General features: G+C 66.2%; 1 protein-coding gene and 1 pseudogene. Both read left to right on the top strand.

Annotation, left to right across the window (positions count from 1 at the left end; translation table 11 throughout):
- A pseudogene (locus AB0L59_RS42215) lies at positions 1 to 891 on the top strand (alpha-1,4-glucan--maltose-1-phosphate maltosyltransferase); the annotation flags it as partial.
- Positions 888 to 1,747, top strand: an 860-nt coding sequence (locus AB0L59_RS42210; RefSeq protein WP_365593517.1) for an alpha-amylase family glycosyl hydrolase, incomplete at its 3' end; no start/stop codon positions are given. The pseudogene AB0L59_RS42215 and the gene AB0L59_RS42210, both read left to right, overlap by 4 nt.

Raw genomic sequence — 1,747 nt, 5'->3', positions numbered from 1 at the left:
GTCGACAACCCGCACACCAAGCCGGTGGTCTTCTGGGAGCGGGTGATCGACGAGGTCAACGGCAGGGACCCGGACGTGATCTTCCTGGCCGAGGCGTTCACCCGGCCGGCGATGATGCACACCCTCGCCCAGATCGGCTTCCAGCAGTCGTACACGTACTTCACCTGGCGCAACAGCAAGCAGGAACTCACCGAGTACCTGGGCGAGTTGTCGGGAGAGGCGGCGGCGTACATGCGGCCCAACCTCTTCGTCAACACCCCGGACATCCTGCACGCCTACCTCCAGTACGGCGGCCGGCCCGCCTTCGAGGTCCGGGCCGTCCTCGCCGCGACCCTCTCCCCCACCTGGGGCATCTACAGCGGCTACGAGCTGTGCGAGAACACCCCGCTGAAGGAGGGCAGCGAGGAGTACCTGGACTCGGAGAAGTACCAGCTCAGGCCACGCGACTGGGAAGCGGCGGCACGCGACGGCCGGACCATCGCACCCCTGATCACCCGGCTCAACACCCTCCGGCGGCAGAGTCCCGCACTGCGCCAACTGCGGGATCTGTACTTCCACCACGCCGACAAGGACGCGGTGATCGCCTACTCGAAGCGGAGCGGGTCGAACACGGTTCTGGTGGTCGCCAACCTCGACCCGCACCACACCCAGGAGGCCACGGTCTCGTTGGACATGCCGCAACTCGGCCTGGACTGGCACGAGTCGGTGCCGGTGCGCGACGAGCTCACCGGCGAGACCTACTACTGGGGCAGGGCCAACTATGTGCGACTCGGGCCCGGTGGCGCGCATGTGTTCACCGTCGGCCGGGGGGACCGGGGTCGTCCCCCGGGTGAACACAGCACCGTCCTGCGACCGTCCACCCCGCAGATGGGAGGGTCACCCACAATATGATCGTCAATGAGCCGGTTCCGGACACCTTCGAGGACACCCCCGCCAAGGACCGGGACCCGGAGTGGTTCAAACGCGCCGTCTTCTACGAGGTCCTGGTCCGCTCCTTCCAGGACAGCAACGGCGACGGGGTCGGCGACCTGAAGGGCCTGACCGCCAAGCTCGACTATCTGCAGTGGCTCGGCGTGGACTGCCTGTGGCTGCCACCGTTCTTCAAATCCCCCCTCAGGGACGGCGGTTACGACGTCTCCGACTACACCGCGGTACTCCCGGAGTTCGGTGACCTGGCCGACTTCGTGGAGTTCGTGGACGCCGCCCACCAGCGCGGCATGCGCGTGATCATCGACTTCGTCATGAACCACACCAGCGACCAGCACCCGTGGTTCCAGGAGTCGAGGCGGGACCCGGACGGTCCGTACGGGGACTACTACGTCTGGGCCGACGACGACAAGCAGTTCCAGGGCGCCCGGATCATCTTCGTCGACACCGAGGCCTCCAACTGGACGTACGACCCGGTACGCAAGCAGTACTACTGGCATCGCTTCTTCTCGCACCAGCCGGACCTCAACTACGAGAACCCGGCCGTGCAGGAGGAGATGATCTCCGCGCTGAAGTTCTGGCTGGACCTCGGCATCGACGGATTCCGGCTCGACGCGGTGCCGTACCTGTACCAGCAGGAGGGCACCAACTGCGAGAACCTGCCGGCGACCCACGAGTTCCTGAAGCGGGTGCGCAAGGAGATCGACACGCAGTACCCCGACAAGGTGCTGCTGGCGGAGGCCAACCAGTGGCCGGAGGACGTCGTCGACTACTTCGGCGACTACTCCTCCGGCGGCGACGAGTGCCACATGGCCTTCCA

This window comes from Streptomyces sp. NPDC052109, from assembly GCF_040680195.1.
Taxonomy (GTDB): domain Bacteria; phylum Actinomycetota; class Actinomycetes; order Streptomycetales; family Streptomycetaceae; genus Streptomyces.
This window is presented reverse-complemented; position numbering and strand designations above follow the sequence as displayed.